Origin of the sequence: Reyranella sp. (assembly GCF_052439685.1) — a bacterium.
GTDB lineage: Bacteria > Pseudomonadota > Alphaproteobacteria > Reyranellales > Reyranellaceae > Reyranella.
On the sequence record NZ_JBQVQG010000002.1, the window covers coordinates 100,351 to 124,073 of the forward strand.

At 66.9% G+C, this 23,723-nt stretch carries 22 protein-coding genes; 6 read left to right on the forward strand and 16 right to left on the reverse strand.

The features are described 5' to 3' along the window. Positions 1–80 precede the first annotated feature (80 nt). From ACT6UX_RS03600 to ACT6UX_RS03635, 8 genes are all read right to left on the reverse strand, one after another. On the reverse strand, positions 81–1,580 hold the full coding sequence (locus ACT6UX_RS03600; protein WP_444773774.1) for an aldehyde dehydrogenase: 1,500 nt from the start codon (positions 1,578–1,580) through the stop codon (positions 81–83). Positions 1,581–1,675: 95 nt separating this feature from the next. Then, complete coding sequence (rpmG, locus tag ACT6UX_RS03605; RefSeq protein WP_020696277.1) at positions 1,676–1,843, reverse strand: 50S ribosomal protein L33; 168 nt, start codon at positions 1,841–1,843, stop codon at positions 1,676–1,678. A gap of 94 nt (positions 1,844–1,937) precedes the next feature. Then, the gene (locus ACT6UX_RS03610) at positions 1,938–3,530 is read right to left on the reverse strand and encodes a S41 family peptidase (protein ID WP_444773775.1); all 1,593 of its coding nucleotides are present in this window, start codon (positions 3,528–3,530) and stop codon (positions 1,938–1,940) included. Positions 3,531–3,585: 55 nt separating this feature from the next. Beyond that, positions 3,586–4,014 (reverse strand): DUF983 domain-containing protein, encoded by a 429-nt coding sequence (locus ACT6UX_RS03615; protein WP_444773776.1) that lies wholly within the window; start codon positions 4,012–4,014, stop codon positions 3,586–3,588. A 2-nt stretch (positions 4,015–4,016) separates the two neighbouring features. After that, positions 4,017–6,293 carry a ribonuclease R gene (gene rnr / locus ACT6UX_RS03620; RefSeq protein ID WP_444773777.1) on the reverse strand — a complete coding sequence of 759 codons (2,277 nt, stop codon included), beginning with the start codon at positions 6,291–6,293 and terminating at the stop codon, positions 4,017–4,019. Continuing rightward, positions 6,286–8,994, reverse strand: a complete 2,709-nt coding sequence (gene topA, locus ACT6UX_RS03625) for a type I DNA topoisomerase (protein ID WP_444773778.1) — start codon at positions 8,992–8,994, stop codon at positions 6,286–6,288. Before topA ends, rnr begins: the two co-directional genes overlap by 8 nt. 52 nt (positions 8,995–9,046) lie before the next feature. After that, positions 9,047–10,102 (reverse strand): DNA-processing protein DprA, encoded by a 1,056-nt coding sequence (dprA, locus tag ACT6UX_RS03630; RefSeq protein WP_444773779.1) that lies wholly within the window; start codon positions 10,100–10,102, stop codon positions 9,047–9,049. 61 nt (positions 10,103–10,163) lie between these two features. Beyond that, entirely contained in the window at positions 10,164–11,339 is a 1,176-nt protein-coding gene (locus tag ACT6UX_RS03635) for an MFS transporter (protein WP_444773780.1), read from the reverse strand. Between the two features lie 91 nt (positions 11,340–11,430). Between ACT6UX_RS03635 and ACT6UX_RS03640 the strand changes: the two genes are divergently transcribed. After that, positions 11,431–12,444, forward strand: coding sequence for a putative 2-aminoethylphosphonate ABC transporter substrate-binding protein (locus tag ACT6UX_RS03640; protein WP_444773781.1), 1,014 nt, complete (start codon positions 11,431–11,433; stop codon positions 12,442–12,444). On the opposite strand, the gene plsY is transcribed toward ACT6UX_RS03640, so the two are convergent. The 5 genes from plsY to ACT6UX_RS03665 form a co-directional block, all read right to left on the reverse strand. Beyond that, entirely contained in the window at positions 12,445–13,050 is a 606-nt protein-coding gene (plsY, locus tag ACT6UX_RS03645; RefSeq protein WP_444773782.1) for a glycerol-3-phosphate 1-O-acyltransferase PlsY, read from the reverse strand. 9 nt (positions 13,051–13,059) lie between these two features. Then, positions 13,060–13,857 carry a hypothetical protein gene (locus ACT6UX_RS03650; RefSeq protein ID WP_444773783.1) on the reverse strand — a complete coding sequence of 266 codons (798 nt, stop codon included), beginning with the start codon at positions 13,855–13,857 and terminating at the stop codon, positions 13,060–13,062. Between the two features lie 65 nt (positions 13,858–13,922). Beyond that, on the reverse strand, positions 13,923–15,272 hold the full coding sequence (pyrC, locus tag ACT6UX_RS03655) for a dihydroorotase (protein ID WP_444773784.1): 1,350 nt from the start codon (positions 15,270–15,272) through the stop codon (positions 13,923–13,925). Next, positions 15,269–16,234 (reverse strand): aspartate carbamoyltransferase catalytic subunit, encoded by a 966-nt coding sequence (locus ACT6UX_RS03660; protein WP_444773785.1) that lies wholly within the window; start codon positions 16,232–16,234, stop codon positions 15,269–15,271. The genes pyrC and ACT6UX_RS03660 overlap by 4 nt, the downstream gene beginning before the upstream one ends. 74 nt (positions 16,235–16,308) lie before the next feature. Continuing rightward, a complete protein-coding gene (locus tag ACT6UX_RS03665) occupies positions 16,309–17,514 on the reverse strand; it encodes a citrate/2-methylcitrate synthase (RefSeq protein ID WP_444773786.1) in 1,206 nt (401 codons plus the stop codon). An 83-nt stretch (positions 17,515–17,597) separates the two neighbouring features. Between ACT6UX_RS03665 and ACT6UX_RS03670 the strand changes: the two genes are divergently transcribed. Next, the gene (locus ACT6UX_RS03670; RefSeq protein ID WP_444773787.1) at positions 17,598–18,683 is read left to right on the forward strand and encodes a citrate synthase/methylcitrate synthase; all 1,086 of its coding nucleotides are present in this window, start codon (positions 17,598–17,600) and stop codon (positions 18,681–18,683) included. Between the two features lie 3 nt (positions 18,684–18,686). On the opposite strand, the gene ACT6UX_RS03675 is transcribed toward ACT6UX_RS03670, so the two are convergent. Continuing rightward, entirely contained in the window at positions 18,687–19,241 is a 555-nt protein-coding gene (locus tag ACT6UX_RS03675) for a hypothetical protein (protein ID WP_444773788.1), read from the reverse strand. A 12-nt stretch (positions 19,242–19,253) separates the two neighbouring features. Then, complete coding sequence (locus ACT6UX_RS03680; RefSeq protein WP_444773789.1) at positions 19,254–20,144, reverse strand: phytanoyl-CoA dioxygenase family protein; 891 nt, start codon at positions 20,142–20,144, stop codon at positions 19,254–19,256. 45 nt (positions 20,145–20,189) lie between these two features. Here ACT6UX_RS03680 and ACT6UX_RS03685 point away from each other — a divergent pair, with 45 nt between their 5' ends. The 4 genes from ACT6UX_RS03685 to ACT6UX_RS03700 are packed head-to-tail and all read left to right on the forward strand — an operon-like array spanning position 20,190 to position 23,224. Next, on the forward strand, positions 20,190–20,822 hold the full coding sequence (locus ACT6UX_RS03685) for a TIGR02466 family protein (protein WP_444773790.1): 633 nt from the start codon (positions 20,190–20,192) through the stop codon (positions 20,820–20,822). A 10-nt stretch (positions 20,823–20,832) separates the two neighbouring features. After that, positions 20,833–21,645: an amidohydrolase family protein gene (locus tag ACT6UX_RS03690; protein ID WP_444773791.1), complete on the forward strand. Its 813-nt coding sequence runs from the start codon at positions 20,833–20,835 to the stop codon at positions 21,643–21,645. Then, positions 21,642–22,043, forward strand: coding sequence for a hypothetical protein (locus ACT6UX_RS03695; protein WP_444773792.1), 402 nt, complete (start codon positions 21,642–21,644; stop codon positions 22,041–22,043). Before ACT6UX_RS03690 ends, ACT6UX_RS03695 begins: the two co-directional genes overlap by 4 nt. After that, positions 22,040–23,224: a cytochrome-c peroxidase gene (locus ACT6UX_RS03700; protein WP_444773793.1), complete on the forward strand. Its 1,185-nt coding sequence runs from the start codon at positions 22,040–22,042 to the stop codon at positions 23,222–23,224. The genes ACT6UX_RS03695 and ACT6UX_RS03700 overlap by 4 nt, the downstream gene beginning before the upstream one ends. Positions 23,225–23,255: 31 nt before the next feature. On the opposite strand, the gene ACT6UX_RS03705 is transcribed toward ACT6UX_RS03700, so the two are convergent. Then, positions 23,256–23,723, reverse strand: a complete 468-nt coding sequence (locus ACT6UX_RS03705) for an H-NS histone family protein (protein WP_444773794.1) — start codon at positions 23,721–23,723, stop codon at positions 23,256–23,258.

The following is a 23,723-nucleotide window of genomic DNA, read 5'->3' on the forward strand; positions in this document are numbered from 1 at the left end:
CACGTTTCGAGCCAGGCCGATACCGCAAACGAAACAAGGCGGCCCGAGGGCCGCCTTGCACGTATCCGATCGGAGACAGATCAGCCGAGCTGGATCCAGGTCGTCTTCATCTGCGTGAACTTGTCGAAGGCGTGCAGCGACTTGTCGCGACCGTTGCCCGACTGCTTGTAGCCGCCGAACGGCGTGGTGATGTCGCCGCCATCGTAGGTGTTCACCCACACCGAGCCGGCGCGCAGGGCCTTGGAAAACTTGAAGGCCTTGTTGATGTTGGAGGTGAAGATCGCCGAGGCGAGGCCGTAGATCGTGTCGTTGGCGACGGAGAGGGCCTGCTCGGCATCCTTGACCGGGATGACCGAGAGGACCGGCCCGAAGATCTCCTCCTGGGCGATCTTCATCGTGTTATCCACGTTGTCGAACACGGTCGGCTGGATGAAGGAGCCGGCATTGTCGATGTGCACCTGCTTGCCGCCCATGGCGAGCGTGGCGCCTTCCTTCTGGCCAGCGTCGATGTAGCCCATGACGCGCTTGGTCTGGGTCTCGTCGACCATGGCGCCCATCTGTGTCTTCGGGTCGAGCGGGTCACCCGGCATCATCTTCTGGCCGATCGCCATGACCTTGGCGAGGAACTCGTCCTTGATCTTGTCCTCGACGATGAGGCGCGAGCCGGCGGTGCAGACCTCGCCCTGGTTGAACCAGATGCCGAAGGCGGTGCGGCGGGCGGCGATGTCGAGGTTGGGCGCATCGGCCAGCACGATGTTCGGCGACTTGCCGCCGCACTCGAGCCAGACCTGCTTCATGTTGGATTCGCCGGAATAGCGGAGGAAGTACTTGCCGACCTCCGTCGAGCCGGTGAAGGCCAGCACGTCGACGTCCATGTGACGGCCGAGTGCCTGGCCCGCGGTCTCGCCGAAGCCGGGGAGCACGTTGAACACGCCCTCCGGAATGCCGGCCTCGGCCGCGAGTTCGGCGAGACGGAGCGCGGTGAGGGGAGACTGCTCGGCCGGCTTCAGGATGACCGAGTTGCCAGCGGCCAGCGCCGGCGAGATCTTCCAGCAGGCCATCAGCAGCGGGAAGTTCCACGGCACGACGCAGGCCACCACGCCGGCGGCTTCGCGGGTGATCATGGCGATGACGTTGCCGGGGGTCGGGGCGACCTCGTCGTAGATCTTGTCGATCGCTTCGCCGAACCACTGCACGGTGTTGGCCGAACCCGGGACGTCGACGGTGGTCGAGAAGGCAATCGGCTTGCCCATGTCGAGCGTCTCGAGCAGGGCCAGCTCCTCGCGGTTCTTCATCATGAGGTCGGCGAGCTTCAGCATGATGCGCTTGCGCTGGGCCGGCGCCATGTTGGCCCAGGTGCCCTTCTCGAAGGCGGCGCGCGCGGCCTTCACGGCGGCATCGACGTCGGCCTGCTCGCAGGCAGCGACCTTGGTCAGGACCTGGCCCGTCGCCGGGTTCACGCAATCGAAGGTCTTGCCGGTCAGCGACGCTACGAACTTGCCGCCGATGAAGGCCTGGTTCCGGTAGCTGAGGCCGCCGATGCGGCCTTTCCAGTCGTCGCGCGAAAGCTGGGCGCTCATGATTTCTTTCCTCCTCGTTGGATTGCGCGGGAGACTATCCCACGAAAAAGCCGCCCGGAAGGGCGGCTTGGTCGTCGAGCCTGCAGAGCGACAGGCTACTTGATCTTCGATTCCTTGAACACGACGTGCTTGCGCGCGACGGGGTCGTACTTCTTGAGTTCGAGCTTCTCCGTCTTGGTGCGCGGGTTCTTCTTGGTCACGTAGAAGAAGCCAGTGTCGGCGCTGGAAATCATCTTGATCAGGATCGAGGTCGGCTTGGCCATGGCAATTGTCCTTATGCCCTGGGGGGCGAATTCGCAGAGGCGCGCAAAGTAGTCGGCAGGGCCGCCGTGTCAAGCGCCCTGCCTCAGGAAAAGGCTAGGGCCGGGCGGCCGCCTGGAAGGTCGCCGACTGCACGGCATGGGCATAAAGAGGCCGGTCACGCAGAAGCCGGATGGCGAGGTCGATGTCCGCCTCAGGGGCGGCTTCGCCCGGCGGGCAGATCTTGCGCAGGTCGGACACTTCGTGCGGCGTCGGATTGCGCAGCGCGTGCCAGCGGATCAGCGAGTTGTGGTTCGAATCGACCGACGCGACGCCCAGCTTGTTCGCATCACCCACCTTGGAGGTGCAGATATTGGGAAGCACGCCGAGCTCGTTCCACGTGTACCCCGAGGGTGCCTGCAGGCGCGACCAGGTGAGGATCAGTTCGCCCTCGTTGGCCAGCCGGACGACGGTCTGGACGGTGCCCTTGCCGTAGCTGGTGGTGCCGATCACGACGGCGCGACCGCGATCCTGCAGCGCCGCCGCCACGATCTCGGCCGCCGACGCCGAACCGCCGTTCATCAGCACGACGATCGGAAGCTGGGTGCCGCCCGCGCGGCCATTGGAGCTGCGGTAGGTGCGCTTGCTGTCGGGATGGCGACCGTTGGTCGAAAAGATCGTGCCGTCGGCGATGAACACTTCCGAGACCGTCTGGGCCTGGTCGAGCAGGCCGCCGCGGTTGGAGCGCATGTCGATGATGAGGCCGGCGAGATCCTTGCCGATCTCGGCCTTGGCCTTGTCGAGGGCGGCGCGGAGATTGTCGGTCGTGGCCGTGTTGAAACCCGTCAGGTGGATCAGGGCCACGTCGCCGCGGCGTTCGTAGACCACCGTGGTCGGAACGATGCGGCCGCGCTTCATCGCCAGGGTCAGTTCGGCGCCCTGAGAGGGGCGGAGCACGGTCATGTTCACGGGGGCACCGACCGCGCCGCGCAGCTTCGCCACGACATCGGACAGGGGCCGGTCGATCATGGACTCGGAGTCGATCGCCAGGATCTGGTCGCCGATCTGGACACCCCCCTTGGCGGCTGGAGAACCCTCCTGGACGGCGCGGATCAGGATCTTCTTCTCGTCGGTGCGCTCGACGGTGATGCCGATGCCGCCGCCGCCGTCGCGCTGGAAGCGGTTGTCCTTGGCCTCGTCGGGGTCCGCGTAGCGGCTGTTGCGGTCGAGCTGCTTGGTGGTGGCCGTCATCGCCTGGCGGATGAGCACTTGGCGGTCGACTTGCTGCAGAGCGGGTGAAGCCTCGATCGAGCCGGCCATCAATTCGGTGAGCGTGCTGCCCCAGGCGCGGCCGTCGGTCGTGTCGGCGGGAGCGGGCCGGCTCACGACCTCCTTGCCATCGCGCTTCACGGTCAGGCTGCTGTCGCTGGCCTCCAGGACCAGAGTGGAATCGCTGCTGGCGAAGCCCCGGTATGCCTCGACCGACAGGTTGCGGAAATTCGGTTCGTAGAGATGGCGGTCGCCGATTGCCCGGTAGGCCTGAAGAACGACCCGTTCGATGCCGGCATCGGCAGCGGCGGCAGGCGGCCGAGCGTCGGCTTCGGCAGCCGGCGAGTCCGGCGCGGTGGCGCAGGACACGACGAGACACGCCGCCAACAGCGACAGGGCCGCGCGCGGCAGCATCAAGCGCAGAAAAGGGTATCGAGACACATCCATATCCGGCGGCAGCACAATAGCACAGGCCGTCGGCGGGCGGCCACGCCCATCAGGCCGAGCGATCGAGGCTTCCGGTCGCCGCAGCCTTGGGTGCCCCCATCTTCTGGACCCAAAGCAGCGCAATTACGGCGCCCTTGATGCGCGGCAGCAAAAAAAGCGCGAGCACGACCGACAGCGGGAGCCACAGGAGCGCGTGGACCCAGAGAGGCGGTTCGGTTCCCCAGCGCTCCACCAGGAGGACCAGCGGCACGACGATATGGCCCACCACGAAAATGGTGAAATAGGCCGGCGCGTCGTCGGCACGATAGGGTTCGAGCGGCAGGTCGCAGACCTCGCAATGGCTCTTCATCTTGAGGTAGCTGCTGAACAGGCGGCCTTGGTTGCACCGCGGGCAACGGCCGCGCCAGCCCCTCATGAGGGCGGTCCAGAAATCAACCGGAGCGTGTTCGTCATCCATGGTGAACAGGATGCGCTCCACGGCTACTTGCGTCGGCGTGACCCTTTGTCCCGTGGCGGGCCGCGATGCGCGACCGGACGCCGCGGCGGCCCCGTGCGCTCCTTGCCGTAGGCGGGGCGCGAATGACGCGGCGCCGGCTGCCGTTCGACCCGTTCGATCACGTCGACGATCTCGAACAGCAGGCCGCCGGTGGCCAGATCTGCCTCGATCAGCTTCAACTGCAGCCGATCGCCGAGGCCGAAGGTCTCGCCGGTCCGTTCGCCGATCAGGACCTGCCGTCCCTCGTCGTGGCGGAAGAATTCCTGGCCCAGCGAGCGGATGGGGATGAGCCCGTCGGCGCCGGTGCCTTCGAGCGTGGCGAACAGGCCGAAGCGGGTCACGCCGTTGACCCTGCCGGGGAAGACCGCACCGACATGGCCGGCCATGAACGCGGCGACGTAGCGGTCCATGGCGCCGCGCTCGGCGGCGACGGCGCGACGCTCGCACATCGACAGATGCTCGCCGAACTCGGTGAAGCGGCCCCTGTCCTCGGAGGAGAGGCCGCCGTCGCCCAGCCCGTAGGCGGCGATCAGCGCCCGGTGCACGATCAGGTCGGGGAAACGCCGGATCGGCGAGGTGAAGTGGGCATAGCGGGCGAGGGCGAGGCCGAAATGGCCGAGATTGTCCGGACTGTAGACTGCCTGGCTCTGGCTGCGCAGGACCGTCTGGCTGACGAGCTGGGAAACCGGCTTGTCGGCGACCTCGTGCAGGACCCGGTTGAGGTCGGCCGGGCGGAGCCGCTGGCCGGTCGGGACCTTGATGCCGAGCGTGCCGAGGAACTCGCGCAAGGCCTCGAGCTTGGCGAGGTCGGGCTGGTCGTGGACGCGATAAAGGCAGGGCATCTGGCGCTGCTCGAGGGCCTGCGCCGCTGCCACGTTGGCCAGCACCATGAATTCCTCGATCAGCTTATGGCTGTCGAGACGCTCGCGCACGCCGATCGTGGCGATATGGCCGTCCTTGCCCAGCGTCACCTGCCGTTCCGGCAGGTCGAGGTCGAGGGCGCCGCGGGCTTCGCGCGCCGCCAGCAGGACGCGATAGGCGCCGTAGAGCGGCCGCACCACCTCGTCCATCAAGGGCTCGATCTCAGCGTCCGGCGTGCCGTTCATGGCGCGCTGCACCCGGTTGTAGGTGAGGCGCGCGGCCGAGCGCATCATCGCGCGGTGGAATTTGTGACGCTTCAGATGGCCTTCGGCGTCGATCCACATCTCGGCCACCAGCACCGGCCGGTCCTCGTGCGGCACCAGCGAGCACCAGTGATTGGAGAGCTGCTCGGGCAGCATCGGCACGACGCGATCGGGGAAGTAGACCGAGGTGCCGCGCCGGTAGGCGGCGCGGTCGAGCGGCCGGTCGTGGCGCACGTACCAGGCGACGTCGGCGATCGCGACGAGGAGGCGCCAGCCACCAGGATGATCGGGATCGGGCTCGGCGAAGACGGCATCGTCGAAGTCGCGGGCATCCTCGCCGTCGATCGTGACCAGCGGCACGTCGCGCAGGTCGAGGCGGTGGCCCATCGGCGCGGCCTTGGCCCTGTCGGCTTCCTCGATCGCCGCTTCGGGAAAATCGACGGGGATGTCGTTGGTGGCGATCGAGATCAGGCTGACGGTGCGCGGGTCGCTCATCGGCCCGATGCGCTCGACGATGCGCGCGCGCCGCGCGAGAGCGCCTCCGATCTCCTCGATCCAGACGATATCGCCGGGCAGCGCGCCGTTCTTGTCGCTGGGGCGCACGTCGAACTCGCGGCGCAGCTTGCGATCAGTCGGCGTGACGAGGCCGAGCCCGTTGCGGCCGGGCGGTTCTTCGTAGAGCCCGAGGATCTTCTTCGGCCCGCTGCCCAGCCGGCGGACGACTTTCGCCTCGTAGGTGTTCTTGCCGCGGCGCTTCATGCTGGCCAGCACGCGGTCGCCGACCGCCGGGGCCGGCACGTTGCGCGAGGCCGGTGCGGTGACCTCGATGCGCGGCGGCGGACCGTCCTTATCGTCGTCGTGCCGCCGCGGCACGGCGAGCAGATGGCCGTCTGCGTCGACCGAGACGATCTCGAGCACGACCATGTCGCTCAGCGACTCGGGGTGACGGAAGGTCTTGGCGCGGTCCGGCGCGATCTCGCCCGTGTCGCGCAGGTCGCGCAGCAGTTCCTTGAGTTCGATGCGCTGGTCGCCCTTCAGCCCGTAGGCGCGGGCGATCTCGCGCTTGCCGACAGGCGTCTCGCTGTCGCGGATGAAGGCCAGCAGTTCGTCGCGGGTCGGGACCTTGCCCTTAACCATCGGTACCGGTGCGGGGCGGGGCGTCGTCCGTGTCCTTCGCCTTGCCCGCCTTCTTCTTCTTCTTCGCGGCGGGCTTCTTCTTTGCCGCCGCCTTCTTTGCCTTGGGCTTGGTGCCGGCGTCGTTGGCAGTCCCGGAGGCTGCTTTCTTCGTTCGGGCGGCCTTGGGTTTCTTGCCGCCGCCCTTTGCGGCGCGTTCGGCCAGCAGGGCGACCGCCTGGTCGAGGGTCAGTTCCTCCGGCTTCACGTCGCGTGGCACCGTGGCGTTGATGCTGCCGTGCTTCACATAGGGCCCGTAGCGGCCGTCGTAGAGTTCGACCGGCGCCTCATCGGACGGATGGTTGCCGATGCTGCGGATCGGCTTGACCGCGGCCCGACCGCGCGGAGTCTTGGCTTCGGCCAGCAGCGCCACGGCGCGGTTCATGCCGATGTCGAGCACGCTCTCGTCGGATGGGACGGATTTGTATTTCGGCCCGTGCTTCACATAGGGGCCGAAGCGGCCAACGCCCGCAAGGATGACCTCGCCGTCCTCGGGATGCGGCCCGAGTTCGCGCGGCAGGGACAGCAGCGCCAGCGCCTTCTCCAGAGTGAGGTCGCCCGGTGTCATGTCACGCAGCAGCGACTGGCGCTTGGGTTTCTCCTTGCCCTCCGGCTCGCCCAGCTGGACGTAGAGGCCGTAGGGACCCTTGCGCAGGGTGACCTGCTTTCCCGTGACCGGATCGATCCCGAGGATCTTGGGGCCGTCAAGATTCTCGCCGCTGGCCGCATCGGCGTCGGCATCGACGATGCCGAGCTTCCGCGTGAAGCGGCATTCCGGATAGTTGGAACAGCCGATGAAGGCGCCGAACTTGCCGAGCTTGAGGCCGAGGCGGCCGTTGGCGCATGAGGGGCAGTCGCGCGGGTTCTTGCCGCCATTGTCGTTGGCCGGGAAGAAGTGGGGGCCGAGCTCCTCGTCGAGTTTGTCGAGCACCGCACTGACGCGCAGGTCCTTGGTCTCGCCGACCGCGGCGGAGAAAGCCTTCCAGAACTCGCGCAGCACTTCGTGCCAGTCGATCTTGCCGCTGGAAATATCGTCGAGCTCTTCCTCGAGGTGAGCGGTGAAGCCGTATTCGACGTAGCGCGGGAAGTAGGTCTGCAGGAACGCCGTGACGATACGGCCGCGATCCTCCGGGATGAAGCGCTTGCGGTCGATGCGCACGTAGTTGCGACGCTGCAGCACCTCGATGATGCTGGCGTAGGTCGAGGGACGGCCGATGCCGAGTTCCTCGAGCTTCTTGACCAGGCTGGCTTCCGAATAGCGCGGCGGCGGCTCGGTGAAATGCTGCTCCGGCACGACCTCGCGCCGGTCCATCGCCTCGTTTTCGGCAACGTCGGGCAGGATGGCGCCGGTCTCTTCGTCGTCGCTCTTGTCGTCCTGGCCCTCGTCGTAGAGCGTGAGGAAGCCGTTGAATTTCACGACCGAGCCGGTGGCGCGAAGCTGGACAGTCTTGTCGCCGCTGGCGATGTCGACCGTCACCTGGTCCAGCACGGCGCTCTCCATCTGGCTGGCGACGGTGCGCTTCCAGATCAGCTCGTAGAGGCCGAGCTGGTCCTTGTCGAGATAGGCGGCGACGTCCTGCGGCGTCCGGAAAAGGTCGGTGGGACGGACCGCTTCGTGCGCTTCCTGGGCGTTCTTGGCCTTGGACGTGTAGACACGCGGGCTCGCCGGCACGTAGTCGGCGCCGTACTTGGTCTCGATCAGGCGCCGGGTCTGCCCGATCGCCTCCGGCGCGAGTTGCACGCCATCAGTACGCATGTAGGTAATGAGGCCGACCGTTTCGCCGCCGATGTCGACGCCCTCGTACAGGCGCTGGGCGATGCGCATGGCGGTCGCCGCTCCGAGACCCAGCTTGCGCGAGGCTTCCTGCTGCAGGGTCGAGGTGATGAAGGGCGGCGGCGGGTTGCGCCGGACCTGGCGGCGGTCGACCGAAGCGACGGCGAAGGCGCGGCGCTCGATCTCGTGCTTGGCCTGCTCGGCGCGCTCCTTGGTGTTGAGATCGAACTTGTCGAGCTTGCGGCCGTCGAGATGGGTCAGGCGGGCCTTCAGCACCTGCTTCTTGGCGGTGCCGAAATAGGCATCGACCGTCCAGTATTCGCGGGTCTTGAAGACCTCGATCTCCGATTCACGCTCGCAGATCAGGCGCAGCGCCACCGACTGGACGCGGCCGGCCGAGCGGCTGCCCGGAAGCTTGCGCCACAGGACGGGAGAGAGGGTGAAGCCCACGAGATAGTCGAGTGCGCGGCGCGCCAGATAGGCGTCGATCAGCGGCTGGTCGAGATCGCGCGGATTGGCCACCGCGTCGAGCACCGACTTCTTGGTGATGGCGTTGAAGGTGACGCGTTTGACGTCGACGCCGGCCAGCACCTTCTTGTGCTGCAGGATGTCGAGCACATGCCAGGAGATGGCTTCGCCTTCGCGATCCGGGTCGGTGGCGAGGTAGAGCTTGCCGCCCTTGCTGACGGCCTGGGCGATCGCATCGATGCGTTTCTGTGACTGGGCATCGACCTCCCAGTCCATGGCGAAGTCTTCCTCGGGCCGGACCGAACCGTCCTTGGGGGGGAGATCGCGGACATGACCGTACGAGGCCAGCACGGTGTAGCCGGGGCCAAGGTATTTCCCAATGGTCTTAGCCTTGGCCGGGGACTCGACGACCAGTACGTCCATCGCCGGAAAATGCTCCAGGTTCGACAACAAAGACCGGAGCTAAACCTCTGATTTATATCAGAGATACACGGTTTCCCCGGTGCCTCTCTAAGCGGCCCTCCAGCTCGAGAGCCATGAGAACCTCCGCTACGAAGGCGGCGGACACTTGGCACCGGCGTACCAGTTCGTCAACCGCAGTGGGGACGGCGCCCAGTTCTTGCACGATGCGTGCGGTATCTGTGTCATCCGAGATTCGAGCTGTTTTTTCAACGGGTTGCCGGTCAGTCGCGGGGCGACCCAGGACGCTCAGAATATCGTTGGCGTCGCGGACCAGAATGGCCCCATCTTTTATCAGGCTGTTCGATCCGGCATATCGCGGATCCATGGGCGAGCCCGGCACCACGAATACTTCGCGGCCTTGTTCTGCGGCGCGCTGGGCGGTGATCAGAGAGCCCGACCGTGCCGCTGCCTCGATGACCACGATGCCGGCCGAGAGTCCGCTCACGATGCGGTTGCGCCGGGGGAAAGCGCGTGCGACGGGCGGGGCGCCCAGCCCCGCCTCGCTCAGGATCAGGCCGCGTGCGCCGATGGCCTCCTGGAGGGCCGCGTTCTGCGGCGGGTAGACCTGATCCACGCCGCAGGCCAGGACGGCGACCGTGCCGGTGTCGAGCGCCGCCTCGTGGGCGGCCGCATCGATGCCTCGGGCAAGACCGGAGGCGACGACGAAGCCCGCGGCACCCAGGGCGGCAGAGAGGTCGGCGGCGAAGCGTCGTCCCGCCAGTGAGGCCTCGCGGGCACCCACGATCGCCAGGGTCGGACGGCCCAGCAGGGCGGGATCGCCGAGCATCGACAGGACCGGCGGCGCGTCGGGCAGAGCTGCCAGCGCCGCTGGATAGAGGGCGTCGCCGATCACGAGGAAGCGCCCTCCCAGCGCCGCGAGCGCCTGCTCTTCGCGTTCGGTCGTGGCCTCCGATACCGTCGCCAGGGTCGCGCAGGCCGCGCGGGCCGATCCGAAATGCGCCAGCGCCTCGTGAAAGGTGATGGGCCCCACCCGCGCGCTGCGCGCCAGCCTGAGCCGGGCCCGGCGCTCAGCCGAGGCGATGTCGCTAGGGTCAGAACCGTCGAACATGCGGCCGACCTTATGCGAGTGGTATTCGAGTGTAAAACAACCGATAGTAGAAATCGACCGGTCAGGAGCGGCTGCGCCGGCTGAGCAGGGCGCCCGCCGCGCCGAGCAGCGCCAGCAGGGCAATGAGCGGGCCGAAGCCTTCGAAGCCGCTCCATCCGATCATGACGGCGCCCAGGGCGGCCGCGCCGATCCAGCCCACGCTGGCCGAGGTGCCGTTGAGGCCGAGCACGGTGCCCCGGACATCCTCCGGGACCGAGGCGAGGGACGCCATGTACGAGGGCCGGCCGAGCGCATTGAGCAGCACATAGAAGAAGCCCACGGTGACCGAGACGAACGGGCCGGGATGCCAGGTGAAGAGAAGCAGCGCCGCGATGCCGGACAGCGCCATGGCGACGGCGAAGGTGAGCAATCGGTCGCGCAGCCGGTCGGCGAGCTGGCCTCCCAACACGGTGCCCGCGACATTGCCCAGCGCGAACACGACGAGGGGCAGCGCAAGTTCCAGCAGGGTCATGTGATAGGTGACCTGCATGAAGGTGGCGAAGTAGACGACGGCGAGCCCGTAGCAGATGCGCTCCGCCACTCCGGTGCCGAGCAGGCTCAGGACGCGCGGCGACAGGGCCGAGCGCATCGAAGGCCGTTTTGCCGCGCCGCGCGTATGACCGGCGCCGCCGCGTCCCAGGGTGAGAACCAGGCTCAGCACAGCGGCCACCGAGAGGCCGGCGACGCAGAGAAGCCAGCCGCGCCAGCCGATGACGGCGCCGACGGCCGCCGCCATGGGGATTCCGACGACGAGGGTCAGCGACTGGCCGCTCATGACCCATCCCAGGGCGCGGCCGCGCTGACTGTCGGGCACTCGCGCGGAGACCTCGGCGAAGACGACCCCGGTGAAGGCGCCGGCGCAGCCGCCCCCCGCGGCGGCCCATACGGCGACCCAGAAGAACGAACCGGCGGCAGCCTGCGCGACCAGAGTGAGGGCAAGCGCAAAGGGTGCAGCAATCAGAATCGACCGCCGACCGACGACGTCGGACATCCAGCCGCCCAGCGCCGAGGTGAGGCCCCAGGCCGTCGCCGTCAGGGAAACGAGGTTGGCGACGAGCGGCATCGCGACGCCGAGGTCATGCGACATTTCCAGAAGGAACGGCGCCCGCGTGGTCCCGCTCGACGTCGCGGCGAACGACCCCAGGCAGGCGGCGCCGATCAAGGCCCAGGGCAGGCTGCGGGACGGGGAAACGCTCATGCGCCGCTGCTATGACAGGAATGGCGGCGACCTGCACCGGCCGGATGGATATATGAGCCATGTGGCGCCGGGAGCTTCGAGGGAACGGACGATGACGAGATGGTGGGCGGCGATACTGGGCGTGCTGGCGGCTTCGGCGGCGACGGCGCAGGACCGCACGCGCCTCGATGTCTATTCGACCCTCGAGATCGAGAACCTCAACGATTTCAAGAAGACGTTCGAGGCGGAGAATCCCGATATCGAGATCCAGTGGAACCGTGATTCCACGGGCGTGGTCACGGCGAAGATCCTGGCCGAGCAAGGGCAGCAGCGCGGCGACGCGATCTGGGGACTGGCGGTCACCTCGATGCTGCTGCTGGACCGGCGCGGCCTGCTCGAACCCTATGCGCCGAAGAATCTTGCTGCCATCAAACCCGCCTTTCGCGATCCCTCCACTCCGCCTGCCTGGGTCGGGATGGAAGCGTGGGTGGCCGCCGTCTGCTTCAACACCATCGAGGCAGGGAAGCTCTCGCTGCCGAGGCCGCAATCCTGGTTCGATCTGCTGGACCCACGTTTCAAGGGCAAGCTCACCATGCCCCATCCGGCGTCCTCGGGGACGGGGTACTTCCACGTCTCGGCCTGGATCCAGATGTTCGGCGAGGCCAAGGCGTGGGACTTCATGGACAGGCTCAATGAAAACATCGCCGTCTACGAACATTCGGGCACGCGGCCCTGCCGGCAGGCGGCGTCGGGCGAGTTCCCCGTGGGCATCTCCTATGAACTCGCAGCGGCCAGCGCCCGTCAGAAGGGGGCGCCGATCGAAGGCCTGATGATGAAGGAGGGCGGTGGCTGGGACATGGATGCGGCCGCCATCCTGCGTGGCACGAAGAAGCCGGAGGCCGCCCGCCGGCTCATGGACTTCGCGGCCAGCCGGCGCGCCAACGAGCTTTATGCGTCGTTCGTCAGCCAGGTCGCGATCGCGGGTATCGCCAGCACCATTCCCGACTATCCTGCCGGCGTCGCCGAATCGATGATCAGGAACGACTTCGCCTGGGCGTCGGAAAACCGGGCGCGCATTCTCGCGGAGTGGACGAAGCGCTACGAGGGCAAGGCCGCACGGAAGTGATCAGGCGGCCTTCTTGCCCTGGCCGATCTTGGACTCCGTGCCATTGAGCAGGCGCGCGATGTTCTCGTGGTGTCGCGCCCACACGAGCGGTACCAGCAGGGTGAGCAGCATCGCCGCGCGCGGATCGGTCAGGAACCAGGCGGCGATCGCGGCGACCACCACGCTGAGCAGAGCGGCCAGCGAGGAGTAGCGGAAGGCGGCGGCCAGCACTAGCCAGGCGGCGCAGGCGATGGCGCCGACCGGCCACGAAAGGCCCCACATGACTCCGAGCGTCGTCGCGACGCCCTTGCCGCCCTTGAAGCCCAGCCAGACCGGGAACATGTGACCCAGCACGGCGCCCGCAGCGGCGCCAACCGCGGGAAGCTGCCCCACCTGGTCGGCGATCAGCACGGCCGCGACGCCCTTCAGGGCATCGAAGAGCAGGGTGGCGGCGGCCAGGCCCTTGCGCCCGGTTCGGAGCACGTTGGTCGCGCCGATATTGCCGGAGCCGACGTTGCGGATGTCGCCCAGCCCGGCCGCGCGCGTCAGCAGCAGCCCGAAGGGGATCGAGCCCATCAGGTAGCCCATCAGGAAAGGGCCGGCCATCAGGATCAGGGTCGAAATCATCGCCGCGTCCTACGGGCTGAGCAGCCTGCAGTTCGTCGAGTCGACATAGGCCGTGGTCGGCGGTCCGATCAGTTCCGTTGAGATCTGTTCGCCAGGCTGGATCAACACCGGGCCGTAATAGGCGTCCTCCAGTGCGCGACTGCCGTTCATGAAGGTGCAGACCGCCTGGGTTTCGACCGCGCGCTGGATGTTGGATTTCAGCACGATCGTGACCTGCCAGTAGCGCGACGGCCCGTAGGTCAGGTTGTTGGCGCCGATGGTGACCAGCGGCTGAGGCGTCGCGAAATTCGGCACAGGCCGCGGTCCGCTGCGTCGGGCCTGAGGCTGGGGCTTCGGACCCATCGCCTCCGGGGGCCGGTAGGTCGACCGGCTGGGATCGAACGCCGCGTTGGGATCGTAGGGCGCCGGCCCGGTGGATGGCGGCGCGCCGAGCGGCTGGGGACTGCCAAGCGTCGCCGTGCCGCCACCAGGCACGGCCAGGGGCTGCGGTGACAGCGGCGCGCCGCTGATCGAGGAGCCGGTGCTCGGCATCGGCGAAAGGGGTGTCGGGGTTGCCTGCAGCGGCGTCGGCGTCGGGACGGGGGCCGCCGCAGGCGCGGAGGCCGGAGCCTGCACGCCGCCGACCTGGGTTTGCAGGCGGTCGTAGCAGGACAGCCGCGCCTGGGTTTCGGTCATCTCGCTGCAGATCTGGATATGGCGTGTCAACGCATCCAGAAGGTCGTCACGCGACCCGCCGCGCTGCTGGGCCTGTGCCGTGCCGGCGAGCGCGACAGAGGCGACGCCGAGAAGAAGTGAGTGCCGAAGCATCATCGGTTCCCCGTTTGAAAGACGAAACGACCATATCAGACCAAATGGCCGATTGAAGGCGGCCGTCAGGCGAAAGCGGCCGCCGTCGTGAAGCTGTCGTCGCGGTAAATAGTCCGCCCGCCGACGATCGTCGCCAGGACCCGGCCCTGCACCGGGCGCTCGTCGAACGGCGAGTTCTTGGTCTTGCTCCAGAGATCGTCGCGATCGATTTTCCAGGCGTAGTCCGCCTCGAACAGGACCAGATCCGCCGGCGCCCCCTTGGCGAGCCTGCCGGCGGGCAGGCCGAACAACGACGCCGGTTTGGACGAGAGGAGCTGGAACAGCCGCGGCAGGGTGAGATGGCCGGCGTGGACCAGTTCGAGCGAGATCGGCAGCAGGGTCTCAAGCCCGATGCCACCCGGTTCCGCCTGGGCGAAGGGCACGCGCTTGCTGTCCTGGTCCTGCGGCCGGTGATCGGAGACGATCGCGTCGATCGTGCCGTCCTTCAGCCCTTCCACGATGGCGAGCCGGTCCTTCTCGGCCCGCAGCGGCGGCACCAGCTTGCCGAAGGTGCGATAGTCGCCGACCGCGAGGTCGTTCAGTGCGAAGTAGGGTGCGGCGGTATCGCAGGTGATCTTGAGGCCGCGCGCCTTTGCGGCGGCGATCACCTCGACCGACTCCGCCGTTGAGATCTTGGTGAGGTGCATGCGACCGCCGGTCATCTCGGCCAGCCGGATGTCGCGCTCGACCATCATCACCTCCGCGAGCGGCGGGCTGCCCGACAGGCCCAGGCGCGTCGCCATCGCGCCGCTGGTCATGGTGCCGCCCGACAGCGCAGGCTCCTGCGGCAGGTGGACGATCAGCGCATCGAAGGTCTTGGCGTAGTAGAGCGCCCGTCGCATGACCTGGGCATTGGCGACGGCATGATCTGCATCGGTGAACGCCACGGCGCCGGCCTCGGCGAGCAGGCCGATCTCGGCGAGTTCCTTGCCTTCGAGGCCCACGGTCAGCGCGCCGTAGGCGTACATGTTGGCGAGCTTCACCTGGCGGGCACGGCGCGCCACGAACTCGATCAGCGAGGCGTCGTCAAACGGCGGCTCGGTGTCGGGCAGCAGCACCATCGAGGTGATGCCGCCCACCGCCGCCGCGGTGCCAGCGCTTTCCAGAGTCTCCTTGTGCTCCTCGCCGGGCTCGCCCGTGTGCACGCGCGTGTCGACGAGGCCGGGCGCGAGATAGTGCCCGCGGCAGTCGACCGACTGGATGCCGTAAGGTGCGCCGGAGGCGAAGAGGTTGGGACCGAAGTCGGCGATCTTGCCGTCGCTGATCAGGACCGCACCGAGATACTCGGTGTTTCCGGTCGGATCGACGATGCGGGCGTTGATGTAGGCGGTCGAGCCGGCATGCGGCGGCGCGGTCTTGTCGATCTTTCCGCTCACGCGACGGCTCCGAACTGGTTGCGCTGTCCGCCGATCAGGGCATCGAGACAGGCCATGCGAACGGTCACGCCCATCTCGACCTGCTCGTGGATGACGCTGCGGTCGAGATCGTCGGCGACTTCCGAGTCGATTTCGACGCCGCGGTTCATCGGGCCGGGGTGCATGATCAGCGCATCGGGCTTGGCATATTGCAGCTTGGCGCGGTCGAGGCCGAAGAAATGGAAGTATTCGCTGATCGAGGGGACGAACGAGCCCTGCATCCGCTCTGTCTGCAGGCGCAGCATCATGACGATGTCGACGTCCTTGAGGCCGGTTTTCATGCTGTAATGCACCTCGACGCCCATTTTCTCGACGTCGGTCGGCATCAGGGTCGGCGGACCAACGACCCGAACGCGGGCACCCATGATCTGCAGAAGGTGGATGTTCGAGCGGGCCACCCGGCTGTGCATGATGTCGCCGCAGATCGCCACGAGAAGACCTTCGAGGCTGCCGCGTCGTCGTCGGATGGTGAGCGCGTCGAGCAGCGCTTGTGTGGGATGCTCGTGCTGGCCGTCGCCGGCGTTGATGACAGCGCAGTTGACCTTCTGCGACAGGAGATTGACGGCGCCGGATTCGTGGTGGCGCACGACGATGGCGTCGGGCCGCATGGCGTTCAGCGTCATCGCCGTGTCGAGCAGGGTCTCGCCCTTGCGCACGGAGGAGGTGGCGACATCCATGTTGATGACGTCGGCGCCGAGCCGCTTGGCGGCGACCTCGAAACTCGTCCGCGTGCGCGTCGAATTCTCGAAGAACAGGTTCATGATCGTGCGGCCGGCGAGCCTGTCGCGCCGCTTGTCCACGGACCTGTTCTGGTCGATGTAGGTTTCAGATAGGTCAAGCAAGCCCGAAATCGTTTCAGGCGAAAGACCTTCGATGCCGAGAAGGTGGGGCAACCTCGGCACGCCCGCGCGATTGTTTGTCACTAAAGCGCGACGTTAAGCACGCACGCACGGCGCTCGCAAGGAAGCGTTTTGGTGGATAACCGACGAGCCCGAAATCAGGCGGTCGGGCGCGGCCCCGTATAGCGCGCACGAGGCCTTATAAGCGCACCGTGTGCGGCTTGCTCGATGGCGTGCGCGATCCAACCGACGGTGCGTCCAAGAAGGAACAGGGCCAGCGCCGACTCCTTCGGCAGACCGAGGACGCGGGCCAGTGTGACCGTCGCGAAGTCGACGTTCGGCTTGCGATCGATCTGCTGCTCGACGGCGGTTGCCACGCGTTCGGCGAAGGCCAGTTCTGCGGAGCCGGGGACGAGCTCCCGCATCATGACGAAGAGGGCGACGGCCCGGACGTCGCCGTCCGGATAGAGCCGGTGACCGAAGCCAGGGATGTAGACACGCTCGCTCACCCGGCGTGCGATCTCGGCGTCGATGTCGGGCACTTCCGCAAGATCGGCAAGAAGACCCGCCACGCGGCGCGTCAGGCCACCGTGACGCGGACCGTTGATCGCCACCAGGCCTGCCATCGTCGAGGCATAGAGGTTGGCGCCCGTCGAGGCGACGACTCGCGCGGCGAAGGCGGAGGCGTTGAACTCGTGATCGGCCGACAGGACGAGCGCGGCCCGGATCAGCGGCGCGTGCTCGGTCGAGACGTTCCACGCCGCAGCGACCTGCTCGTGGACGGGGCGATCGGACAGAGGCTGGCCAGCTACAGCCGCCGCCAGCAGCCGCAGGATGCGCACGCCGGTCTCCAGCATGGCGGTGCGATCCTCGACCCAGCTCGGATGATCCCAGCGCGACGCGGCAGGGAGGAGGACGAGGCAGGCATCGACAGGTGGCAGGGCCGACGCGGCCTGCCAGGCACTTCGGAGTGCGGCCGACAGGGGTGGCAGGTTGCGGGCGGCGAAAGGCCGGTCGTCGCAGTCCCACAGCAACTGGGCGACCTGTTCGAGCGAGTTGTTGCGCGCCAGCCGCGCCGCGTCCTGGCCACGATAGAAGAGGCGGCCGTTCTCGATCAGCGTCAGGGAGGATTCAAGCACGGGCGTGCCGAAGTCGAGCGCATTGGCGGCGATCGACTCCGCCTTGCGCCCGACGTCGCGGCGACGTTTGAGCTGGGCGACGTCGTCGGCCCTGTAGCGCCGCTCACGCTGGCCGTTCGTGCCTTCCGAGCGCAGCAGGCCGCGGCTGACATAGGCGTAAAGGGTCGCCGCCGAAACGCCCAGACGCTGCGCCGCTTCCCTGGAGGTGAGCCATTCGATTGCCATGTCTTAGTATGTATTAATTCAGTCAATATTGACAATACATTGCCTCGATCGAATGTTGGGCCCGAACAGCAAGGGGATTTGCGATGCTGCAGACACGGGTGGACAGCGGGCTCGACGGTGTGATCGTGGCCGATACGGTGATGAGCGAGGTGGACGGGGAGGCCGGCCGGCTGATCGTCCGCGGGCAGGCGATCGAGGACCTCGTTCGGACGCGCGGCTTCGAGGGCGTCGCCGCGCTGCTCTGGGCAGGCTTCGCCGTGGGCGGCGGAGACGAGGCGGCGGTGCGGGCGGGGATGGCGGCGGCACGCGTGCGCGCCTTCGCGGATGTCCCGAAGCTGCTCACGGCAGCCGCCGGCCTGAACCCGGTGGAGGGGCTGCGGGTCGGCCTCGGCATGCTGGCCGATTCGAATCCGATACCGCACCATTATCTCGTCTGCGGCGCGCTGCCGGTCTTCCTCGCGGCATTGCTTCGGACAGCCGACTCCAAGCCGGCCCTGGCGCCCGATCCGACGCTCACGACGGCGCAGGATCTCCTGCGCATGATCCGGGGCAGCCGCGCCGACGAGGCCTTCGAAAAGGGTCTCGATACCTATCTCGCGACGGTGACCGATCACGGCTTCAACGCCTCGACCTTCACGGCAAGGGTCGTCGCCTCGACGCGAGCGGGGCTGATCTCGTCGGTGCTGGCGGCGCTCTGCGCCCTGAAGGGTCCGCTGCATGGGGGCGCGCCGGGGCCGGTGCTCGACATGTTCGACGAGATCGGATCGCCCGACCGCGCCGAAGCGTGGCTCGACGATGCCTTCTCCAAGGGCACGCGCCTGATGGGCTTCGGCCATCGCGTCTACAAGAAGCGCGATCCGCGGGCCGATGTGTTGAAGAACGCGGTGGCGGCGCTGCCGCAGACGGCAGGCCGCCTGGCCTTCGCGGTCGAGGTCGAGCGCAGCGCCATCGCCTCGCTGCGCAAGCACAAGCCGAAGCAGCGGCTCGACACCAATGTCGAATACTACACGGCACTCCTGCTGGAAGCGCTCGATATGCCGCGCAGTGCGTTCACCGCCTTGTTCGCGGTCGGTCGCGCAGCGGGCTGGTGCGCACACATTTTCGAGCAGGAGAAGGGCGGGCGCCTGATCCGGCCTCAGTCGACCTATGTCGGACCGCGACCGGACTGAGCCTCAAGCGCGACGCACGGTGGTGCCGCGCCAGGTTCGGGCGCGGGTTCCGGTGGCGTCGAACACCCAGAGAATCACGTCGGCGCCGCCCGACGTGAAGGTGGCCGTGAAATACCGTCGCCAGAAGCTGTCGTCGGCGTGGGCGAACAAAGCCTCCGTCCCGAGCTGGTTCGGCCGCACCGTCAGACTCGCCGAACGCGGCAGGGCGCGCGCATCGGCCGAACGCAGCAAGGCCACGCCGTTCGTCAACGGGCCGAAGAACATCGTCTCGCCCACCTCGTCCGTCTGCATCGGCCCGCCATCGATACGAAGCCACACGGCGGGCCTGTCGTCGACGCGGCGGACAGCGAATTCAACCGCAAAGGGTGTGGCGTCGCCGAATTCCTCTCGCGGCGACGCGGGTGGCGGGAAGATATCCTCCAGCGGGATCGAGCGGTAGAAGCGGGCGCTGCCCGCGTAGGTGCCGAGCCAGTCGGTCCATTGAACGGGTTGAGCGTGCGCACGCGTCGTGGCGAGCAGCAGGCCGGAGGCGGCCAGTGCGTGCCGCCGGGTGATCATGAGCGCGTGATCCTAACCGGCAAGGGCGGGCTGCTCCTCGTAGGTGGCAAAGAACCGGCGACCCGAACCGCGCTGGTTCTCGTAGATCGAGCCCTGGTGATCGGCTGCTGGCAGGGGCATGCGCACCGGGGCGGGGCGCACGCGCGGCTCGATCGTGGGCTCGCCCAGCACCATGCGGCTGTTGAACTCGTCGAAGTCGGCGACGCCCATCAGGGGCCAGGCATCGGCAGCCGCATATTCGTGTAGCAGGAGGCGGCGCTGGCGATTGGAGCGGTTGAGCGCCGAACCATGGACCAGCCGCGCATGATGGATGGTCATCGAACCGGCCGGGCCCATCAGTGGGACGGCCTTCGTGACATCGACGCCGGCCGCCTGCGGATCGAACGCGCCACAGAAGCGGCCATTGGCGTGATGGTCGTGGACCGGGCCGTGATGGCTGCCCGGGACAACCATCAGCGGCCCGTTGGCCTCGTCACAATCGTCGAGATAGATGCCGGTCGCCAGCACGTCGTCGTTGCTGTGCGGATAGAACGCCCAGTCCTGGTGCCATTCGACCGGCGAGCCATAGCCCGCCGACTTCATGTTGAGTTTGCCGCCGTGCAGGCGGATCGACGGACCGATGAGCTGCGCGAGGAGGGACGTGATCCTGGGGTCTCGCGCGAGCGCACCGAAGAAAGCGTGACGCTTGAAGAGCGCGGGCTTCAAGCGGCGCACTCTCGGCATGGTGGCGCTGTGGCTGGGCTCCAGATCGTAGAGTTCGTCGTTGGTCGAGACACCGCGCGCCTCCGCGACCAGCCGGTCGGTGAGCGCGCGCAGTTCGGCGAGCTGCTCTCCCTCGATCAGGCGAGGGATCACGAGATAGCCGTCGCGGCGGTAGGTCTCGATTTGAGGATCGGTCAGCATGCGGAAAACATAGCACGCGATGGCCGCATCATCGATAATCGCGGCATGACGAGCCGCGCCCTTTTCCCGACCCTGGTCTATCGCGAGTCGCTGGTCGACCGGCGCTGGCCGCGTTTCAACCAGGATCTCGCCGACGAGTGCCAGTCACTGGCGGCGTCGGACGCGGCGGGGCAGCGGTGGTCGGCACGGCACTATCTCGGCGGCTATACCTCCTATGGCTCACTCGACCGTCTGCACCTCGTCTCCTCGCTGTTCGACCGGCTGCGCCGTCGTATCGACCCGCATGTGAAGAGCTTCGCGCGCGACCTCCACTACGATCTTTCCGGGCGGACACTCGCGATGACGGATTGCTGGGCCAACCTCATGCCGGCCGGCACCGTCCACTCCATGCATATCCATCCGACCTCGTTCGTCAGCGGCACCTATTACGTGTCGGTGCCGAAGGGCGCGGGGGCGATCAAGTTCGAAGATCCCCGGCTCGGCTACCAGATGGCGGCGCCGCCGCGGCGCGTCGATGCGCCGGAGGCCTATCGCGCCTTCGTGAGTATTGCGGCGCATGGGGGCGATCTGGTGCTGTTCGAAAGCTGGCTGCGCCATGAGGTGCCGCCGGCGCACTTCTCCGGCGAACGCATCTCGATTAGCTTCAATTATGCCTGCCAGCCGAAGGCCGGCCGCTGAAGGAACGACGATGCGCCTCCTTGCCCTGGTCCTTCTTCTCGTTTCCGCTGGCCTGTCGACCGCGCAGGCCGACGAGCTGCCGATCTTCGACGCGCATATGCACTACAGCCACGACGCCTGGTCGGTCGTACCACCCCGGGAAGTGGTCGAGATCCTGAAGAAGGCGGGCATCAAGCGCGCCATGGTGTCGAGCTCGAACAACGAAGGCACCAAGATGCTGCAGGAGGTGGCGCCGGACATGATCGTGCCGGAGCTGCGGCCCTATCGTTCGCGCGGCGAGATCTCGACCTGGGCCAGGGACCCCACCCTGATCCCGTATCTCGAGGACCTGCTGTCGAAGCGCCAGTACAGGGCGATCGGCGAGTTCCACATCTATGGCGCCGATGCCGACCTGCCCAATGTGCGCCGGGTGGTGGAGCTCGCGAAACAGTACGGGCTCTACCTTCATTCGCATTCGGATGCGGATGCCGTGACGCGGCATTTCCGGCAGGACCCGAACGCCAAGGTCCTGTGGGCGCATTCGGGCTTCGAGCGTTCGGAGAAGGTGGGGGAGATGCTGCGCCGCTATCCGACCCTGTGGTGCGATCTCGCCTTTCTGTCGGCGCACGTCTCCAACGGCAAGGTGGTGCCCGGCTGGCGCGAACTGTTCATCGAGTTTCCCGACCGCTTCGTTCTGGGCAGCGATACCTTCACGCCGGAGCGCTGGCACTATGTGGTCGAGAATGCGCGCTGGTCGCGGCAGTGGCTCTCGGACCTGCCTCCCGCCGTCGCGCGCAAGATCGCATACGAGAATGGCGACCGGTTGTTCGGAAGCGGCCCGTGAGATTCGTCGCGGCTTTGCTGGGAGTTTTTCTGGCGACGCCGGCCTTGGGAGATTGTCCGCTCGATCTCGGCCGTGGCACCGGTTGGGTCGTCTTTTCCGGTCAGTATCTGATGGCTTTCCGGCCCGATCCGCTGCGCATCGAAGTGGGCGAGCCGTTCGCGCTGATCGTCAATGTGTGCACCCGGAGCGGCGATTCCGCCGAGTTGCTGGCCGTGGATGCCAACATGCCCGAGCATCGACATGGCATGAACTACCGCGCCAGCATCGTGGACAGGGGGGATGGCCGCTTCAGGGCCGAGGGGCTCGTGTTTCATATGCCCGGCCGCTGGGAGATCACCTTCGACGTGCGAGGGGGCGAGGATAGCGAGCGCCTGACGCACGACATCATCCTCAAGTGATCGTGCGGGCGCTGCTGGTGCTGCTCATGGCGCCGGTGCTCGCGGCAGGCACGATCGGCGTTCAGGCGCAGCAGCTGCTCGACTGGTCGCCCGACGAGATCAGGGCGATCGGGCAGCACGGCCCGTGGCCACCACCGACGGCGCGCGATCCCTCGAACCGGGTATCGGGCACGCCCGCCGGGATCGCGCTGGGCGAGCGCCTGTTCGACGAGCCGCGCCTGTCGGGTGACGGACGCATGAGCTGTGCCTCCTGCCATCAAGCCGGTCGCGAGTGGAGCGACGGTCTCGCCAGGGCGCGGGGAACGGTCGAGCTCGACCGTCGCACGCCCTCGCTGTGGAACATCGGCTATCTCCACTGGTTCGGTTGGGATGGCGCAGGCGATTCCCTGTGGGCTCAGACCATCCGGCCCTTGCTCGACCCGAGGGAAATGAACGGCGGTCCGACGCGGGTCGCCGAGCTGTTGCGCGGCGATGCTGCACTTGCGTGTGGCTATGAAAGAGCCTTCGGCAGCAAGCCCGGTACCGACGACGAGCGATTGCTGGTCGATGCCGCCAAGGCGCTGGCGGCTTTCCAGGCGACACTGGTGAGCCCGCGCACACCGTTCGATGAATTCCGCGATGCTCTGGTGGACGGCGATGGCGATCGCGCGTCGCGCTATCCGCTGGCGGCGCAACGCGGTCTCCGACTGTTCATCGGCGACGCCAATTGCAATCTCTGCCATCTCGGGCCGCGCTTCACGAGCGGCGAGTTCGGTGACATCGGCATCCCGTTCTTCGTCAGACCGGGAGAAGTCGATCCCGGTCGCCTCGGCGGGTTGCAGCGCCTGTCAGTCAGTCCGTTCAACCTGCTCGGCAAGTACAATGACGATGCAACCGGCAGCAGCACCCGCCGTGTACGGCATGTAAAGCGGCAACATTCCAATTTCGGAGAGTTCCGTGTGCCCGGCCTGCGCCAGGTAGGTCGAGCCGGCCCCTATATGCACAATGGCAGCCTCGCGACGCTCGAAGACGTCGTGAGGCACTATTCGGAGGTAAGTCCCGATCGACTCCACAGCGACGGCACCCCGCTGGTGCGGCCACTCGGCTTGGCGCAGCAGCAGAGCGCGGATCTCGTGGCGTTTCTCCGCTCGCTCGACGCCGAGCCACCATCGCGTTCGGTTCCAGCGTCGCTTTGTCCTTAAGGGGCCGGCGCCGGGAAGCGATGGCTGGGTTTCACTTTTGTTTGATGAGAAATGACTCCAGCTTCTTACCGCTCTTGAGTGCGGCCGTGAGCCATCTCGGCCGATTGCCGCGACCAGCCCAGGTTTCGGCGGCGTTCTTCGGATTGCGATAAAGCGGCGCAAGCTCTCTTCCTTTGAGCGGATGCGTCTTGCCCCGGCGCTCAACGCCGTTCTTGCCTGGGACCGTTCCACGAATTTCGGAAATGGCCTCTATCAACTTCATGCGCTGCTTTGAGATGCGTGTTTCGATCTCTGCATCAATCTGCGCACGCATCACGACCAAATCATCAAAGGCCATCGACTTTATCTTCATGCTTACCAGCCCTCTGTCATTGCGTAAGTCACGAATGAAGTACGCGCGAAGAGCGAGCAGTGCAATATGATTGCCTACATTAAGCCTGCCCTGATCATGCAAAGATTTTTGCTGCAATATTGTGGCGATCGCAGTTTGTTTGATCAA

What these genes read in the sequence shown, in the direction of transcription:
- ACT6UX_RS03600 (WP_444773774.1), bottom strand. Translation starts at nt 1,580, where the DNA reads ATGAGCGCCCAGCTTTCGCGCGACGACTGGAAAGGCCGCATCGGCGGC.
- rpmG (WP_020696277.1), bottom strand. Translation starts at nt 1,843, where the DNA reads ATGGCCAAGCCGACCTCGATCCTGATCAAGATGATTTCCAGCGCCGAC.
- rnr (WP_444773777.1), bottom strand. Translation starts at nt 6,293, where the DNA reads ATGGTTAAGGGCAAGGTCCCGACCCGCGACGAACTGCTGGCCTTCATC.
- topA (WP_444773778.1), bottom strand. Translation starts at nt 8,994, where the DNA reads ATGGACGTACTGGTCGTCGAGTCCCCGGCCAAGGCTAAGACCATTGGG.
- dprA (WP_444773779.1), bottom strand. Translation starts at nt 10,102, where the DNA reads ATGTTCGACGGTTCTGACCCTAGCGACATCGCCTCGGCTGAGCGCCGG.
- ACT6UX_RS03635 (WP_444773780.1), bottom strand. Translation starts at nt 11,339, where the DNA reads ATGAGCGTTTCCCCGTCCCGCAGCCTGCCCTGGGCCTTGATCGGCGCC.
- ACT6UX_RS03640 (WP_444773781.1), top strand. Translation starts at nt 11,431, where the DNA reads ATGACGAGATGGTGGGCGGCGATACTGGGCGTGCTGGCGGCTTCGGCG.
- plsY (WP_444773782.1), bottom strand. Translation starts at nt 13,050, where the DNA reads ATGATTTCGACCCTGATCCTGATGGCCGGCCCTTTCCTGATGGGCTAC.
- ACT6UX_RS03650 (WP_444773783.1), bottom strand. Translation starts at nt 13,857, where the DNA reads ATGCTTCGGCACTCACTTCTTCTCGGCGTCGCCTCTGTCGCGCTCGCC.
- ACT6UX_RS03665 (WP_444773786.1), bottom strand. Translation starts at nt 17,514, where the DNA reads ATGGCAATCGAATGGCTCACCTCCAGGGAAGCGGCGCAGCGTCTGGGC.
- ACT6UX_RS03670 (WP_444773787.1), top strand. Translation starts at nt 17,598, where the DNA reads ATGCTGCAGACACGGGTGGACAGCGGGCTCGACGGTGTGATCGTGGCC.
- ACT6UX_RS03675 (WP_444773788.1), bottom strand. Translation starts at nt 19,241, where the DNA reads ATGATCACCCGGCGGCACGCACTGGCCGCCTCCGGCCTGCTGCTCGCC.
- ACT6UX_RS03680 (WP_444773789.1), bottom strand. Translation starts at nt 20,144, where the DNA reads ATGCTGACCGATCCTCAAATCGAGACCTACCGCCGCGACGGCTATCTC.
- ACT6UX_RS03685 (WP_444773790.1), top strand. Translation starts at nt 20,190, where the DNA reads ATGACGAGCCGCGCCCTTTTCCCGACCCTGGTCTATCGCGAGTCGCTG.
- ACT6UX_RS03690 (WP_444773791.1), top strand. Translation starts at nt 20,833, where the DNA reads ATGCGCCTCCTTGCCCTGGTCCTTCTTCTCGTTTCCGCTGGCCTGTCG.